This window comes from Phenylobacterium sp. LH3H17, assembly GCF_024298925.1.
In the GTDB taxonomy this organism is placed as follows: domain Bacteria; phylum Pseudomonadota; class Alphaproteobacteria; order Caulobacterales; family Caulobacteraceae; genus Phenylobacterium.
Window position 1 is genome coordinate 2,770,663 of sequence record NZ_CP101283.1, and the last position, 15,263, is coordinate 2,785,925.

A 15,263-nucleotide genomic window follows, 5' to 3' on the forward strand; every position below is an offset into this window, starting at 1 on the left:
GGTCTGGCGGTCGGGCCTGATCGCGCCGTCACTCGTCACCTAGGGGGCTTTGGTAGACCGGGTGGAAAACGACGCCTGGCGCTGCTGGGTTGACGGTACACAAGCCAACCTAGCTGGTGGACAAGGCTGAGCATCGAAGACGGTCCCTAGGCGTCTCTGATGGACACCGCCGCTCAGAAATAGGTCAGAGCGGCGTCGACGACACCATAATCGCGGTCGACGAGGTGGATGAGCTGCCACTTGTCGAGGGTCGTACAGGGATGAGAGACGCCGAACCCAACGCGATCTCCGACGCCGACGATACTGGCGGCGGGAATGCGGACATGGGCGTGTTGATCGCTTAGCGCGACTGTCTCCCACCCTTCGATCCCTTCGACGACGCGGGCGTCAGCCCGGGCAAGTTTCATGGGCCGAGGCAAGCCCGCGTCGGCGCCGAGATCGCGCTTACCGGCTCCGAGGATCAGCAGGCTCGGTTCAGGCCGCGATTGCACGAGCGCCCAGACCTCAAGCGCGCCCCGCAGCCCGTCGGCTCCAAGCCTGGGGCGCGTTTCCTGACCCTGCCAACCGTCATAAAGGCCATGATCATGCACGACGTAGCAGCCGCTGCGGAGCACGAGATCGGCATCAAGTCGCCCCAGCCAGGTCGCGACTTCCGGATAGAACGATGAGCCGCCCGCGGTCACTATGGCGCGACGGGCCTCAAACAGGTTCCTGGACCTCGCCGCCTCGAACAGCCCGAGAAACGCCTCGAGCAGTCCATCCACTCCCTTGAACGCTTCGGCCTCAGACAGGGACTGGTAGAGGCCCTCATAGACTTCAAGGCCCGCAAGCGTGAGCGCCGGCCGCCGGCGCACAGCCTCCATCAACGCCAGCGCCTCAACACTTGTTCGGCAGCCGGTCCGCCCGCCCGCATACCCAAGCTCGACAAGGACGAGCAGCCTTCCCGCTACGCTGTTCATTCGGGCTGCCTGGTCGAGCAGGTCGAGGCCTTCCAGCGAGTCCACGAGGACATAGACTTCAAGGTCACGCCGGGCGTTCAACTCGTCGACCAGGGCTGCTAAGTCGCGAGGCCCGACGACCTGGTTGGCGATGATTACGCGCCTGGCGCCCAGGCGGGTGCAGACCCGCAACTGATGTAGATTTGCGACTGTCAGTCCCCAGGCCCCGTGCGCCAGCTGCCGCGCGATGAGCCTGGGCGCCATGGTCGTCTTGACGTGGGGCGCCAGATTGACCCCGTGATCCTGGGCGAAGGCGGACATCCAGCGACAGTTGTGTTCGAGGGCATCTCGGTCGATGACCGCAGCGGGAAAGGGAATGTCCCCGGCGAGGATATTCCACCCCTGGGCCCCGATTTCGCGAAGAGATATCTCGATCCCGAACGGAATCGCCTTGAACCTGTCGGTGACCAGCAGGTCGTCGTCAGATGTCTCGAATCCTGAGCTCACGTACCTAACCTGTCTCGGCTGCCATCCCGGGGGAGCAGGCTCCCCGACGGGGATCAGTTGATCTCGACGATCGCGTCCACCTCCACGGCTGCGTTCAAGGGCAGACGGTAGACCCCGACGGCCGATCGCGCATGGCGACCCATATCGCAAAACGCCTCCACCATAAGGTCGGAGCACCCGTTGATGACCCCCGAAATTTCCGAGAACTGGGGGCCCGCCTGGACGAAGCCGGTGAGCTTGACGACCCTGACGACTCTGTCGAGGTTCCCGGCGCAGGCGATGCGCATTTGCGCCAGCAGATTGATCCCGGCAAGCCGCGCGGCATGGCGCCCGGTCTCAAGATCCAGGTCCTCGCCCACAACCCCGGTGACCGGGCCGTCTTCGCAGATCGATAGCTGGCCCGAGAAATGAAGCACCCCACCCATCCGGACAAAGGGAAGGTAGTTCGCGACCGGCGCCGCGGGGACTGGGAGTCTGATCCCCAGGCGCTGAAGCCGCTCTTCAACACTGCTCATTGGTGCTTTTTCCTTGGAGTTCACAGTCAGGGCCGTACGGGGTTTCCCCTCGCCCCTCCATGTTCAGCGGGCGGCCATGCGCAGCGCCGCGTCGATGCGGATGGTCTCGCCATTGATCATCGGATTTTCCACGATCGCCCTGACGAGTTGCGCGAACTCGGCCGGGGCGCCTAGCCGCCGGGGAAACGGGGACTGTCGACCGAGCGAGTCCTGGACGGCCGGGGGCAGCCCGGACACCATGGGGGTTAGGAACAGGCCCGGCGCGATCGAAACGACCCGGACGCCGAACTCGGCGAGGTCCCGCGCCGCCGGCAATGTCATGCCGACGACCGCGGCTTTCGACGCGGCGTAGGCCAGCTGCCCGATCTGACCCTCGTATGCGGCGATCGACGCGGTGTTGATGATCACGCCTCGTTCTTCGTCCAAGGGGTCAAGGGTCGCCATCAGGGCCGCCGCCTGGGTCATGCAGTTGAAGGTTCCGACGAGATTGACGCCGATGACCCGGTCAAAGACGTTCGGAGCGTGCGGGCGGTCCGGCCGAGCTGTTCGTTCGCCGGCCACAAGGCCTGCGCAGTTGACGAAGACCCGGGGGATTCCATGTGCCGCCGAAGCTCCGCTCAGACCGGCCGCGACGCTGGCGGCGTCGGACACATCGACCGCGAAAAACTGGCCTCCCAGTTCCGCGGCCAGGGCGCAGCCGGCCTCCACATTCAGGTCAAACAGGCTGACCCGCGCGCCGCCGGCGACCAAGGCGCGGCAGGTCGCCGCCCCAAGGCCGGAGGCGCCGCCGCTCACGACAGCGGCGATCCCATCAAGATTCATCTGCTCTTTTCCAGGTTGGAACTTGGTTGGTCGGAACAGCTCGCCGCCTAGAGCTGGTTGCTGAGGATGGTGATCACGGCTGTGGACTCCTCCAGCCCGTAGACGCCCCCACCGTTCTCGGCGATTGCGTGGCGAGCCCCCTCGACCTGGCGGCGTCCGGCCTGGCCGCGAAGCTGCAGGACCAGTTCGTGGATCTGGCCAAGGCCGGTGGCGCCGATGGGATGACCCTTGGATTCCAGACCGCCCGAAGGATTGACGGGGATGCGCCCGCCGAGAGCCGTCACGCCGCGCTCGGCCATCCAGCCGCCCTGCCCGATCTCGCAGAATCCCAGGTTCTCGACCTGCACGATCTCGGCGAAGGCCGTGGCGTCGTGAACCTCTGCGACGTCCATGCTCCCCGGCCCGAGGCCCGCCTCCTCATAGGCGCGCAGCGCCCCGATCCGGCAAAGGTGGCGCTCATGATCATCCGCGCTGCGGGTGACGCCGGTCAGGACCTGGGATGCGCGCACGGCGATGGCGCGGGACCTGTTCAGGTCTCGCAGGACGCGCTCGCTGCAGATCACCGCCGCGGCCGCGCCATCGGACACGGGCGCGCACATGGGCAGGGTCAGGGGCCAGACGACGGTGGGCGCGGCCAGAACCTCTTCGATGGTCATCGAGGCCTGATAGTGCGCGAGCGGATTCAGAGCCGAATGCTGGTGGTTCTTGGCCGAGACCGCCGCGATCTGTCGCTGGGTGGTCCCGAAGTTGCGCATGTGCGCCTTGGCGAAAGAAGCATAGATGTCCATGAAGACGCTGCGCGTTTCGAGGCCTGCCGTTCCCGCGGGCGGATCAACTCCCCGCCCCAGGGCCATGAGCAGGGCCTGGCCGGCTTCGGTTTCGTGGACGTCCCACGCCCCGTCGAACACCCCCAGCATCGCGGCCTTGTCGGGGACACACATCTTGTCGACGCCGACCACAAGCGCGACGTCACTGGCGCCGGCCCGAATGTGCTGCACGGCGAGATTGAGCGCGGAACTAGCGCTGGCGCAGGCGTTCTCGACGTTGAAGATCGGTACGCCCTCGATCCCCAGCGGCCGAAGCGCCATCTGGCCCCGCACCATTATCTGGCCTTCAAGCGCGCCCTGTACCGTGTTGGCGAAGAAGGCGGCCTGGATCGCAGGGACCCCCAGGCCGGCGTCCCGCAGGGCCTCCTCAACGGCCGAGCGGGTAAGCTGCTTTACGCTGACCCCGGTGTGGCGACCAAAGCGGGTGCTGCCCACACCGACCACATAGACGTTCCGCATTCGGGGCGTTCCTTACTCAATTGAATTGGGCGGGATCGATTGCAGGGCGGCGACCGACCATCACATCTGCGAGCAGACGCCCGGAGCCGGCCGCCATCGTCCAACCGAGATGGCCATGGCCTGTGTTCAGATAGAGGTTGGCGAACCCCCGCCGACCAATGACCGGCACGCCATTGGGGGTGACGGGGCGCAGCCCCGTCCAGGCGCGCGCGGGCATGGCGTCCAGGTGGCCGCAGCTTGCCGGGTAGATCTCGGCCAGGAGGGTGCGCAGATTGGCGATCCGGCCGGCCGCGAGTCGGTCGTCATAGCCGGCGAGCTCCGCCGTGCCGGCGACCCGCAGGCGCTTGCCCAGGGGCACGACCGCGGCGTGCAGGGCGTCGTCGATCACCGCCAAGCCGGGTCGCTCCAGCCAGCGGTCGGCGTCGAGCGTGAGCGAGTATCCCTTCACCGGCTGGACCTGCAGCTTCATCCCAAGCTGGCGCAGGACCTTGGGACTCCAACAGCCAGCCGCCACGACAACGTCGTCGGCCGTGTGGGTTTCGGTGTCCGTGAGGACGTGCCCAATTCGGTCTCCATCCATCTGGAAGCCGATGACCTGTTCGTTGAAGCGCAATTCGGCGCCGAGATCGCGCGCGGCGCGCGCCAGGCCATGGGTGAAAAGCCGAGCATCGCCCAGCTCGTCGCTCGGGCAGAAGACACCGCCGGCGATGGAGTCGGCGATGTCCCCAAGAGCCGGCTCCAGGGCCAGGACCTGTTTGCGGTCCTTGGCCTCGAGGTGCAGGCCGAACGACTGCAGCAGTTCACTGCGCGCGAGGGACTCGTTCAGGTCGCGGCTGGATCTGAACACCTTCAGTGACCCCGACAGGGCCTGATCATAGGTGAGCCCGAGGGTCTCCCGCAGCTCGGCCATCATTTGGAGGCTGTAGACCGACAGGCTGAGGTTCTTGGCCATGTTCGCCCGAAAGCGCGCCTCGCCCGACTGGCGAAGAAACTCCACGCCCCAACCCAGGAGCTGGGGCAGGACCTGCGGCCGCAGCAACAGCGGAGCGTCCTCCCTGCCGATCCAGGTCAGCATTTTCCAGAAGACCCCCGGAGCGTTCCAGGGATCCACCAGACTGGGCGTGAGCATTCCGCCATTGGCGAAGCTCGCGCCGTCCGCGGCGTCAGGCGCACGATCTATAACGGTCACGGCGCGGCCTTCGGCCGCGAGGTAGTAGGCGGTCGCCATGCCGATGACGCCGGACCCGATCACAACCGTCGACTTCTTCGCGGGCATTGGAAACTCAATTGAGCCAGATGGGGCGGCGGAAGCCGGCGGGTCGAGGTGACAGCGGACGTCGACGGAGGTCCTGCTGGTCCGCAGCGTTGGTGGAGGACGGTGAACTCGGGTCGGAGATCAGCTATGCGATCAGGCCGCGATCGAGGGCGTTGGATCACGGAGCGACATGGTGTCCCGCATCGCGGCCGGCGCCAGCGGCCCCGTGCTCAGGCCTCGCCGCATCGACCTCCTCGCCGGCCCATCCATCGCCTATCTCCACCCTCGACGCCAAAGTTTCGTATCCGCTACACGATATTCCACATTATCTCACGACGGACCACCCGGCCCCGCTTGTCCAATCGTCATTCTGTCTTGGTGAGACGTCCAATCTTCCGCGAGGCAGGACAGACAATGTACCACTACGATTGGCCGACTTTTAACTTACGCGGCGCCAGTCATTTCCAACGTTAAGTTTACATAGGACCCTCGTCGTTAATATACTTATTTAGCAGGTCTGATATTTCGTACTGTTTCGGCATTTGTCGCCTTTTCCCGAATTACTACATAGTGACACCATCAAACTGCTTACATTTGGAGATAATGCATTGAATCACAGTTGGTGAGAGGCGACACCTGCGCACCGGATTCGATGGATTCGAAGGCCTTCCTAGCGAAGGCCTCCTTGTCGAGGTCGCTGTCTAGTGGAATATTGTGACGCATCCGGAACATGTTTTCACATCCGTTTCGTGCGACGGCGCGCCAGCCACTGTGCGCCCGGTCGACCTGCCTCTGGATAAGGTCGGCGCACATCGCGGGGCCGTTGAGGCGAGGTTGCTCATGCGCGTGTTCATTGCCGCCTTCTCCATGGAGGCGATTTCGTTCTCGGTGTTCCCGACCAGCTACCGCAGCTTCGAGCGCGGCGGCATCAACCGGGGGAATGGAACGGCGACGTCCCGGGATTCGGCGCTTGCCGCGCCGGCTGAGTGGCGTCGCTTGGCCGAAACCGACGGCCACGAGGTCATCGAGGGCCTGACCACCTTCGCCCAAACCTCGGGGCCCATCGTTCGCGGCGTCTATGAAGCTCTACGGGACGACATCCTGTCCGACCTCAAGTCAGCCGGGCAGGTCGACGTCGCGCTCTTCTACATGCACGGGGCCATGGCAGCGGAGGGCTACGATGATTGCGAAGGCGACCTGATGGCCCGCGCGCGCGCGATCGTGGGTCCGAAGGCCGCCATTGGGCTGGAACTCGACCTGCATGCCCACCTGACCCAGGAGATGGTCGATAGCTGCACATCCATCGTGCTGTTCAAGGAATACCCTCACGTCGATCACGTGCCCCGGGCCCGGGAACTGTACGACATCTGCGTCAGGGCGGCTCGGGGCGAGGTGCGTCCCGTGAGCGTGCTGCGCGACCTGCGCATGATCGGACTGTGGCGTACGACCCAGGAGCCGATGCGCGGCTTCGTTGACCGGATGCAAAGACTGGAGGGGCGCGACGGCGTGCTCTCGGTCTCATTGGCGCATGGCAACCCCTGGCTCGACGTCCAGGGCTGCGGGGCAAAGGTGCTGGTGACAACCGATGACGCACCCCTGGAGGCCGAGCTGCTGGCTCGGAGGTTGGGCGACGAATTCTGGGACCTGCGCGCGAGCACCGGCACGCGGTATCTCGAAGTCGACGAGGCCCTCGATCAGGTGCTGGCCGAAGGCAGGTGGCCGGTCGTCTTCGCCGACGTGGCCGACAACGCTGGCGGGGCAGCGCCGACGGATTCGACATTCATCCTCGAGCGGATCCTCGCCAGGGGGGTTCAGGGCGTCGCCATGGGCTGCATGTGGGATCCGGTCGCCGTGGGCATCGCCAGCGAGGCTGGCGTCGGGGCGAAGATACCCCTGCGCGTCGGTGGAAAGTGCGGGCCGGCCTCAGGCCATCCGATCGATCTTGAGGTGACCGTGCAGTCCATCATCCCCGAGCACTGGCAGACCGGACTGGCCGGCGGCGACGCGCGCTCCAAGCTCGGCGAGTCGGTGTGGGTGAGCGCCGAGGGGGTGGACCTTGTCCTGGTGTCGCATCGCGCTCAGACCTTCTCCACGGACGCCTTCGAGCGACATGGCCTGGACCTTTCGGAGCGCAGGATCATCGTCGTCAAGAGCACCCAGCACTTCCACGCTTCCTTCTCCAAGCTCACCTCCGATGTGCTCCACGTGACAACCAACGGCACCCTGCGGCCCGACTTCGAGAACATCCCCTATCGCAAGAACACAATGCCCTACTGGCCGAAGGTCGAGCACCCTCACGAGACCGATCCCCCGAAGGTTTGAGCCGCCCCTTCCCTGTCAGCCTCCCAAGGCCGGGATCTCCTCGGTTTGTCCGGCGCCGACACCGGCCTGCCGGGATCAAGAACCTCGAGGCCCGGCCGCGATGTTGGTTCGCGGCCGCGGCGGGCGCCGGCACGTCGACCAGAGCCGGACCGCCTTGCCTGAATCCTCTTCGGGCTTCCGATTTCGGCCTTCGTCCCATTCACCCACTGACAATCCCAATGGGCCGGACTCCAGCATTCGCGACGACCGCGGCGGGCTAGCCTTGGCCCGACAGCTCCGCCCCCTCGGACGGAGCGCCCTGCGGAGCGAAACAGCATGAGCCGGCCAGCCCTCACTCAAGACCAGCTTCAGGTCGATCTCGACGACAGCCCGTTCCAGCGCCACCTCGCCCTGGAAGTCGTCAACGCCGATCCGGAGCGGTCGACGCTCGCCATCCGCATGCCCTTTTCCAAGGTGGTTGAGAGGCAGGCCGGGACGGGGCAGTACCATGGCGGCGCGATCGCCAGTCTGGTGGATGTTACGGGCGACTACGCGCTCATGATGTCCCTGGGATCGGCCGTGCCGACCATCAACTTCCGGGTTGACTATCTGCGGCCCGCCGGCGGGTCGGAAATCGTCGCGACGGCCCTGGTGCGTCGCGCGGGGCGATCTATCGCGGTCGTGGATGTCGACGTCGTGGATGCCGAGGGCCGCCTGGTCGCCGTAGGCCGGGGTTGCTACAGCACCTTGGCGGGCTAGTCGCGCCTCGCCCCGCGCCGGCCCTAACGTTCGAGCCGGCGCGCCACGGCCTCGGCGGCTTTCACCAGCGCCATCTTGTCGACCTTGTGCGTGCCGGCGACCGGCAGGGCGTCGAGAATCTCGAAGGCGCGCGGATGGCTGTAGGCGGGTCCCTCCCTCAGGGCGAAGGCCTTCAGGTCGGCCGCCGAGGGGCTCTGGCCTGGCGAGGGGACAATGAAAGCGATCGGAATCTGGCCCTTGATCTCGTCCTCCACGGGTACGACGGCGGCCTGATGAACGCCAGGATGGCGCTCGAGCATCTTCTCGACCTCACCGGGATAGACGTTCTCTCCTCCGCACACGAACATGTCGTCGGCCCGCCCGACAAAGTAGAAGAAGCCCTGGGCGTCGCGGCGCAAGACATCGCCGGTCACATACCATCCGTCATGAATCCGCTCTCCGGAGGCCTCCGGGAGATTGAGATAGCCCTCCAACAAGGCCGGGGTCTTCAGCTCAAGCACCCCCTGGTCCTCTGACGGGCCGCCCGTGAGACGCCAGCTGATCATGGGAAGTGGATGGCCCAGAGAGAGCAGCGGTCGCGGGTAACCGAGAGGATGGTCGCCGAAGATCGATGGCCCGGCCTCAGTGGAGCCGTATCCATTCTGGATGGCGGCGTTGGGAAAGAGTCCCGACACCCGTTCCACCAGGGCCGCGGTCAAGGGCGCCGAGGCGATGGTGATCTGGCGGACGCAATTGAGATCAAGGCTCGATACGAGATCGAGCTCTCGCGCCGCGAGGGCGAACATCGTCGGAATTCCGCTCAGCTTGGTGCAGCGGTACTTGGCGATCGCCTTCAGATAGTCGCGCGCGTCGAACCGCGGCATGAGCACGATCGGCACGCTGTTGATCAGCCCCAACGTGACGTTGAAGAGCCCGTTCATATGGTAGAGCGGCGCCACGACGATCGTCGTTTCGTCCGCGGCGTCGGTCCGGTGAAGCTCAAGCGCCCAAATCTGGCCGTCGTGAGAAAGCGGCACCCCTTTCGGTCGGCCCGTGGAGCCGGAGGTGTAGAGGATCTCGGCGATCTCACCCGTCTCGACCGGCTCGGCCGGGCCGCCGCCCGCGCCCCAGATGCCACGGAATGCGTCGGGATCGGTCGCGTCGATGGAGTAGGTCATCATGCCCGGCGGGACCAGGTGGCGGCGTTCCCGGTCCACGAGCACGGCGACAACGCCGGCGTCCCTGAGGATGTATGCAATGGTCTCGGCCGGAAGCTTGAAGTTGATCGGGACCACGACGAGGCCCGCGCGCATCACGGCGAGATAGGCGAGCACGAACTCGTAGGAGTTTTCCGCGGCGATGGCGATGCGATCCCCACGCGCGTAGCCGGCATGTTTCAGGCCGTCTGCAAGCGCGGCTATGTCGGCCGCGATCTGGCCGCGGGTGAAGCAGCGCTCGCCGCCTCGCAGGTCGATCACGGCCATGCCTGGCGGGTTCAGGTCGCCGGCGACGATATCGCCGAAATTGGTCAGTCGGGCCATGCCGCTACTCCTTGGTCGGACGCCCTTAGGGCTTCAGAAGAACCTTGCCGAAGACCTCGCGGTCCTCGAGCATGCGCTCGGCCTCGCCGGCGTCCTCCAGTGGCAGGATCTTGTCGATTACCGGCCGCAATCTTCCCTGATCGATGAGATCGAGCAGGGCTTCGAGGTCGGCTGGAGACCAACCGTTCGAGCCGATGAACCGGTGCTCGAAGGTCCACAGGAACCGCATGTCGGTCTTGACGTCGAACCCCGCCGTCGCCCCGCAGGTCAGGATCCTGCCGCCCAGGCGGACGCACCTTTGGGTGTCGACCCAGGTGTCGCCGCCGGTGAAATTGACCGCGACATCGACGCCGCCGCCGCCCGTCACCCTCGGCTTGCCATAGAGCTCGCGCACCGCCTCGGCGAAGTTCCGTTCGCTGTAGTTGATGCAATGGTCGGCGCCAATCTCCGCGAGGCGATCGACCTTTGACCGAGAGCTCGCACAGGCCACCACCTCGGCGCCGAACAGCTTCGCCAGCTGGACGCAGGCCGCCCCGACGCCGCCGCTCGCGCCGAGCACCAGCACCCGCTCACCGGCCGCCAGCCCGCCCTGGGTGATCAGCATTCGATAGGCCGTCCCATAGGCCAGGGGCAGCGAGGCGGCCGCCTCCAGATCGACACCGTCGGGGACAGCGATGAGTTGTCGGGCGGGTGCCGCCACGAACTCGGCCCGTCCGCCATGGCGGGTCTCACCGATCATCCCGAAACGATCGCCGCCACGCAGGACCGGATCGACCAGGACCCGGTCTCCGATGGACCAGTCGTTGACGCCGGACCCCAGCGCGACGATCTCGCCGGCGATATCCGAGCCCGTGATGATCGGCAGTCCGATCTTGATTCCGGGCATCCCGCGACGGGTCATGATGTCGTGATAGTTGACCGCGGTCGCCGCGATCCGCAGGAGCACCTCGTCCGACGCGGGGACCGGCGTCTCCCAATCGGTGACGCATCGAAGTTGGCCGCGGTCCCCGTGGCCCATCGTCAACGTCGCGCGCATTCGGAACTCCTCGCCTTCGGTCGCGACCCGCCGCGACACCGATGGAAGCCTAGGCGCTCGAGGAGGCGCCGACTGTTGCCAGGGGACCCGAGATTGATTGCAGCCGAAGCAAGCCATGCAGGGCGCTTAAGGTTTTTCCAGCCCCCCCTAGACTTGCCGGGAAACCGAGGGTTCGACTTCAAGGGTGCGGGGTTTCGCCGTATGCAGCTTGGCTGTCCGAAGGTGTAGCGTGCCGCGGTCGGATCGAACCCGGGGACTCGGATCTCACCTGATCCATTATCGTGTCGGAGCAAGGGCCTTGGCGATGCAATCACAGCGCGGCCAGACTTCCGAAACCGCGACGTCCGGCTCGGCGGATCGGCGGGCGGCGAGGACCAACGCGCCCCAGTCCCGCGAAACACCACCCGATATTCTGATCACCGACGAGACCCTCGTCGGGTTCGATGAGGCGAGCCTGGAGCGCGCGATTGACGATGGCGCGGCCGGCGTCCCGCGAGCCCAATCGCCCGGTCTTGATCTCCGCGGCGCCGCCGGTGCGCCGGCAAGGGGCCGCCCGGGCGGCCTCAGGCAGTTTCTCACCGGCGACGAGGGCGTCGGATACTGGGACTTCTTTCGGGCGACAGACCACCTGCTCGTATCGGTGACGGACGCGACCTATCGGGAGTCTGCATGGGTCACGGTCGCCGGCGACGGCTATTTCAAGCTACGGCTGCTCCTCTCGGGCGAGTTGCGCGACGAGGGTGGAAGCGCGGTGCTCAAGGGCCCCGAGGCCATGCTCTATCTCTCTCCCGGCGAGAGCCGCGGGGGCTATTTCATCGCTCCGGACATCGCGACCCGCATGCTTGTGCTCCATTTCCGGCGCGGCTTTCTGACCGATCACCTGGGTCTGGAGGCCGGTGAGGCCCCTGCCCCGCTGGATGGCGCGTTCGGGTCAGACCAGCCAAATGTGTCGGTCAATCTCAGTCTGACGCCCGACATGCTTAGGGCCGCGCGCAGCATCATCGATTCCCGCCACCGGCTCACGCGCGAGCTCCGCGCGCCCTTCCTCCGCTCGGTCTGCACCGAGGTTCTCTGCCTCCTCATCAGCGATCTGGCGACCCGGGAAACGGCCCGGCGCGCCACGTCGCGGCTCAGCGGCAAGGACATCAATCGGGTGACGGAGGCCCGGGACTACCTGGCCCAGCACTTTGCCAGCCCCCCCCGTATCCCTCAGCTCGCCGCCATGGTCGGCGTCAATCAGACCAAGCTCAAAAAGGGGTTTCGCGAGCTCTTCGGCGAGACCGTCTATGACTACGTCATCCGGTGCCGGATGGATCAGGCGTCCGAACTGCTCTTGTCCAAGAATTACAGCGTCAGCGAGGTGGCCTATCTCGTGGGCTACGAGTACCCGGCGAATTTCACCTCAGCCTTCAAGCGGCACTTCGGGGAATTGCCGAAGGCGTGGCGGGCCTCCTGAGGGCGAGGCGCCGGACAATGGAATGAGGTCGGATCGCAATAGCCGTACGCCGCACCGGCGCGGCCGCCTGTCATAGGGTCAGCACCCGTCAGGCGGCTCGATAGCGCCCATCGAGAATGCGACTTGAGCTCAGGACCCGACTCCATGCGGACCGGCATCGATCATCTGGTTTCCCTCGTCGAGGACCTCGAGCGGGCCAGAGCCGCGGCGCGGCGCCTCGGCTTTCAGATCACTGAGCGGGGCGTCCATCCCGGGCGGGGCACCGTCAATTCGCTGATCATGCTTCCCGACTGCTACTGGGAGCTGCTGGCCCTGTCGGAGCCCCGCCCGCAGAACCTCACCTACCGCAACCAGCTGGCCCGTCGCGGCGGCCTGGCGGGATGCGCGTTCGCCACCGACGATCTGGCGCGCTCTCGCGCCAGGGCCGCGTTAGACGGTGTCCGACTGGGCGAGGGCGTGGAGATCAGTCGGCCGGTTTCGTTCGGAGATGAAGAAGATGTGGCCAGATTCCAGATCGCCGACGCGCGGGTCGCCGCACCGTTCGAGGCCTTCTTCTTCTTCTGCAACCAACGCACGCCGGACCTGGTCTGGCGCTCTGAGTGGCTCGACCACCCCAACGGCGCCGTCGCGATCAGCGCCCTCCATGTCGTATTCGACGAAGATGAGGCCGTAGTGCGGGAACTGGCGGCCATGGCCGATGGGGCCGTGGCGTCCAAGGAAACCGGGTTCGTGGTGACGTCCAGCCACCTCCCCCGAATTCATTGCCTATCGCCGCAGAATTTCCAGCTCATGTTCCCCGGATCGGGGCCCGGCCCGCGCAATCCCCACATCGCCGCGATGGAGGTAAGGGTTCGCGACCTTCGGCGGACCCGGGATCTGTTGGATCGGGCCGGCGTCCCGACGCAAGCGAATGCGGACCGCGTCTGGGTCGCTCGGCCCGACCTCGGCGAGGGTCTGATCGTCTTCGCCGAGACCCCTTAGCCCCAGGTTCGCGATCGAAGGCTAGGGCCGAAGGGTCCGCCCTCAGAGGGGCAGCGCCGTCGTGAACTTGATCTGCTCCATGGCGAAGGACGAACTGACATCGGCGAGCGAAGCTGTGAGGATCAGCCGCTTGTAGAACCGGTCATAGGCGGCGATGTCGGTGACGATGACCTTCAGCAGATAGTCGGTGTCCCCGCTCATCCTATAGAACTCGACCACCTCGGGAAGCGCCGCGGCCCCTCGTCCGAACTGATCGATCCAGCCGCGGTCATGGCTGTTCGTGCGGATGGATACGAAAACCACGAGCCGCATGTCGAGACGGTGGCGGTCGAGCAGGGCCACCCGCTTGTCAATCACGCCCAAGGCCTCGAGCTTCTTGATCCGTTTCCAGCAGGCGGTCTGGGATAGCCCGACGCGTTCCGCCAGGCCGGCGATGGGGACCGTCGCGTCGTTCTGAAGCTCGCGCAGAATTCGCCGATTTTGAGAATCTAGAATTTTCTCCATCAGAACGATGGGAAAGGAGAACGAGACCTCCCCCCGTCCCCAACAAGGGCCGCGACTATAGAATCCGGCGCCCAGGACTCCGGGCGATTGTGTCCCCGCAACAACCGCGAGGGCCCATGTTCGACCAATTCACCCGCCATCCCCACTCCGTTGGGGAAACCTACGCCCAACACTTCCGCATGGCCTGCGGCTTCGCGAGCGCGATGATCCTTGCGGGCTGCGCCTGCCTCGTTCATGCGGTCCTGCCCTTCCTGTTCGAGCGTACGGCGAGCGACTGCGTCGACCGCCTCCATGGCGTGATGAAGCGGCGACTGGCGGGTGGTCCCGCCACGAGCACCCGCCGTTGATCGCGGCCCCGCGATCGCGGGGGGTCAGGGCCAGTCTGTCCACCGTCCTTGGCGTCGTCTCCATCGGTGCGCTTGCGCTCTCGTGCCCGCCGCTGGGACGCGCCAGCGGAGTTCCGGCGCCGGTGATCGCGGTCTTCGGGGGAATGGTCCTCGGAGCGCTTGTGAGCTCTCCAGCCTTCAGCCGCGGTCTGGCGGTTTGGTCCAAGGCCGGACTGAAGACAGGCGTGGCCTTGATGGGCGCCCAGGTCGCCTGGAGCGAACTGCTCCTGCTTGGCCCCCTCGTCGCGGCGGCCAGCGGCGTCATCGTCGCCACAAGCCTGGCGGCCTGCGCCGCCGTCGGGTTCGCCGCAGGGCTTCCGATCGTGGAAGCGCTGATTTGCGCCTGCGCCGTCTCCATCTGCGGCGCCTCCGCGGCGATCGCGGCGGCCAGCGTCCTGCCCGGCGGGACTGAGACCCGGCGAACGACGGCCCTGGTGGTGGTCGGCGTGAACATACTCTCGACCCTCGCCATGGTGGCCTATCCCTATCTGGCGGCACGACTTGGCCTGTCGGACCGTCAGGCCGGCGTCTTCCTGGGATTTTCCATCCATGACGTCGCTCAGGTTGTCGCCGCCGGCGCATCGGTGTCGCCATCGGCGGCCACGGCGGCGGCGCTCACGAAGGTCTCCAGGGTGCTCTGGCTGGGTCCGGCGCTCATGGCCGTCGCCCTCGCCGCTCGCCGAATTGGCAAACCTGGTGGCGCCCCAGCAAGCATGGGTGTCGCAGCCCCGCCCGGCTTCATTTGGGGCTTCGCCGCCCTGCTTGCGGCTCGAAATCTCGAACTGCTGCCGTCGGGCCTCCTGGCCGCGATCTCCGAACTGTCAAAGTTCCTGCTCCTGGCGGCGGCGTGCGCAATCGGCGCGCAAGTGTCGCCGCGTGAATTCCTCCGGCTTCGGGCGCCTCTCGCGACGACCTTGATCGCGGGCACTGGAATGATCGGCGCCATCGGACTCGCCGCCAGCCTCCTGCTGGCGCGCTAGGCCGTAACCGAAGCCAG

14 protein-coding genes are annotated in these 15,263 nt (G+C 66.1%); 6 read left to right on the top strand and 8 right to left on the bottom strand.

Translation table 11 applies throughout. From position 1 onward, the window contains the following. Nucleotides 1–173: 173 nt before the first annotated feature. The 5 genes from M9M90_RS13700 to M9M90_RS13720 all read right to left on the bottom strand — a co-directional run bounded on the left by M9M90_RS13700 (nucleotide 174) and on the right by M9M90_RS13720 (nucleotide 5,344). The gene (locus M9M90_RS13700) at nucleotides 174–1,445 is read right to left on the bottom strand and encodes an alanine racemase (RefSeq protein WP_254833778.1); all 1,272 of its coding nucleotides are present in this window, start codon (nucleotides 1,443–1,445) and stop codon (nucleotides 174–176) included. A gap of 53 nt (nucleotides 1,446–1,498) precedes the next feature. Next, complete coding sequence (locus M9M90_RS13705) at nucleotides 1,499–1,960, bottom strand: RidA family protein (RefSeq protein WP_254837136.1); 462 nt, start codon at nucleotides 1,958–1,960, stop codon at nucleotides 1,499–1,501. A 63-nt stretch (nucleotides 1,961–2,023) separates the two neighbouring features. Next, nucleotides 2,024–2,782 (bottom strand): SDR family NAD(P)-dependent oxidoreductase, encoded by a 759-nt coding sequence (locus M9M90_RS13710; protein ID WP_254833779.1) that lies wholly within the window; start codon nucleotides 2,780–2,782, stop codon nucleotides 2,024–2,026. A gap of 47 nt (nucleotides 2,783–2,829) precedes the next feature. Then, nucleotides 2,830–4,068: a thiolase family protein gene (locus M9M90_RS13715; RefSeq protein WP_254833780.1), complete on the bottom strand. Its 1,239-nt coding sequence runs from the start codon at nucleotides 4,066–4,068 to the stop codon at nucleotides 2,830–2,832. Nucleotides 4,069–4,084: 16 nt separating this feature from the next. Further along, entirely contained in the window at nucleotides 4,085–5,344 is a 1,260-nt protein-coding gene (locus tag M9M90_RS13720; RefSeq protein WP_254833781.1) for a D-amino acid dehydrogenase, read from the bottom strand. Between the two features lie 819 nt (nucleotides 5,345–6,163). Here M9M90_RS13720 and M9M90_RS13725 point away from each other — a divergent pair. Continuing rightward, on the top strand, nucleotides 6,164–7,645 hold the full coding sequence (locus M9M90_RS13725) for a M81 family metallopeptidase (RefSeq protein ID WP_254833782.1): 1,482 nt from the start codon (nucleotides 6,164–6,166) through the stop codon (nucleotides 7,643–7,645). A gap of 315 nt (nucleotides 7,646–7,960) precedes the next feature. Continuing rightward, entirely contained in the window at nucleotides 7,961–8,383 is a 423-nt protein-coding gene (locus tag M9M90_RS13730) for a PaaI family thioesterase (protein WP_254833783.1), read from the top strand. A 23-nt stretch (nucleotides 8,384–8,406) separates the two neighbouring features. Here the strand turns inward: M9M90_RS13730 and M9M90_RS13735 are convergent, their stop codons facing one another. Together M9M90_RS13735 and M9M90_RS13740 are read right to left on the bottom strand one after the other, a co-directional pair. Beyond that, nucleotides 8,407–9,903 carry a class I adenylate-forming enzyme family protein gene (locus M9M90_RS13735; RefSeq protein ID WP_254833784.1) on the bottom strand — a complete coding sequence of 499 codons (1,497 nt, stop codon included), beginning with the start codon at nucleotides 9,901–9,903 and terminating at the stop codon, nucleotides 8,407–8,409. A gap of 25 nt (nucleotides 9,904–9,928) precedes the next feature. Continuing rightward, the gene (locus M9M90_RS13740; protein WP_254833785.1) at nucleotides 9,929–10,939 is read right to left on the bottom strand and encodes a zinc-binding dehydrogenase; all 1,011 of its coding nucleotides are present in this window, start codon (nucleotides 10,937–10,939) and stop codon (nucleotides 9,929–9,931) included. A gap of 304 nt (nucleotides 10,940–11,243) precedes the next feature. Here M9M90_RS13740 and M9M90_RS13745 point away from each other — a divergent pair, with 304 nt between their 5' ends. Together M9M90_RS13745 and M9M90_RS13750 are read left to right on the top strand one after the other, a co-directional pair. Then, a complete protein-coding gene (locus M9M90_RS13745) occupies nucleotides 11,244–12,395 on the top strand; it encodes an AraC family transcriptional regulator (protein ID WP_254837137.1) in 1,152 nt (383 codons plus the stop codon). Nucleotides 12,396–12,539: 144 nt separating this feature from the next. Beyond that, on the top strand, nucleotides 12,540–13,376 hold the full coding sequence (locus M9M90_RS13750) for a VOC family protein (RefSeq protein ID WP_254833786.1): 837 nt from the start codon (nucleotides 12,540–12,542) through the stop codon (nucleotides 13,374–13,376). A gap of 42 nt (nucleotides 13,377–13,418) precedes the next feature. Here M9M90_RS13750 and M9M90_RS13755 read toward each other — a convergent pair whose 3' ends face one another. Further along, a complete protein-coding gene (locus M9M90_RS13755) occupies nucleotides 13,419–13,880 on the bottom strand; it encodes an Lrp/AsnC family transcriptional regulator (protein WP_254833787.1) in 462 nt (153 codons plus the stop codon). Between the two features lie 116 nt (nucleotides 13,881–13,996). On the opposite strand from M9M90_RS13755, the gene M9M90_RS13760 reads away from it, so the two are divergent. Together M9M90_RS13760 and M9M90_RS13765 are read left to right on the top strand one after the other, a co-directional pair. Further along, the gene (locus tag M9M90_RS13760) at nucleotides 13,997–14,227 is read left to right on the top strand and encodes a DUF6356 family protein (protein WP_254833788.1); all 231 of its coding nucleotides are present in this window, start codon (nucleotides 13,997–13,999) and stop codon (nucleotides 14,225–14,227) included. Continuing rightward, nucleotides 14,224–15,246 (top strand): YeiH family protein, encoded by a 1,023-nt coding sequence (locus M9M90_RS13765; protein WP_254833789.1) that lies wholly within the window; start codon nucleotides 14,224–14,226, stop codon nucleotides 15,244–15,246. Before M9M90_RS13760 ends, M9M90_RS13765 begins: the two co-directional genes overlap by 4 nt. Nucleotides 15,247–15,263 lie beyond the last annotated feature (17 nt).

Excerpts from the sequence above, each read along its gene's own strand:
- M9M90_RS13715 (WP_254833780.1), bottom strand. The coding sequence starts at position 4,068 with ATGCGGAACGTCTATGTGGTCGGTGTGGGCAGCACCCGCTTTGGTCGC.
- M9M90_RS13760 (WP_254833788.1), top strand. The coding sequence starts at position 13,997 with ATGTTCGACCAATTCACCCGCCATCCCCACTCCGTTGGGGAAACCTAC.
- M9M90_RS13720 (WP_254833781.1), bottom strand. The coding sequence starts at position 5,344 with ATGCCCGCGAAGAAGTCGACGGTTGTGATCGGGTCCGGCGTCATCGGC.
- M9M90_RS13725 (WP_254833782.1), top strand. The coding sequence starts at position 6,164 with ATGCGCGTGTTCATTGCCGCCTTCTCCATGGAGGCGATTTCGTTCTCG.
- M9M90_RS13750 (WP_254833786.1), top strand. The coding sequence starts at position 12,540 with ATGCGGACCGGCATCGATCATCTGGTTTCCCTCGTCGAGGACCTCGAG.
- M9M90_RS13710 (WP_254833779.1), bottom strand. The coding sequence starts at position 2,782 with ATGAATCTTGATGGGATCGCCGCTGTCGTGAGCGGCGGCGCCTCCGGC.
- M9M90_RS13705 (WP_254837136.1), bottom strand. The coding sequence starts at position 1,960 with ATGAGCAGTGTTGAAGAGCGGCTTCAGCGCCTGGGGATCAGACTCCCA.
- M9M90_RS13730 (WP_254833783.1), top strand. The coding sequence starts at position 7,961 with ATGAGCCGGCCAGCCCTCACTCAAGACCAGCTTCAGGTCGATCTCGAC.
- M9M90_RS13735 (WP_254833784.1), bottom strand. The coding sequence starts at position 9,903 with ATGGCCCGACTGACCAATTTCGGCGATATCGTCGCCGGCGACCTGAAC.
- M9M90_RS13745 (WP_254837137.1), top strand. The coding sequence starts at position 11,244 with ATGCAATCACAGCGCGGCCAGACTTCCGAAACCGCGACGTCCGGCTCG.
- M9M90_RS13755 (WP_254833787.1), bottom strand. The coding sequence starts at position 13,880 with ATGGAGAAAATTCTAGATTCTCAAAATCGGCGAATTCTGCGCGAGCTT.
- M9M90_RS13740 (WP_254833785.1), bottom strand. The coding sequence starts at position 10,939 with ATGCGCGCGACGTTGACGATGGGCCACGGGGACCGCGGCCAACTTCGA.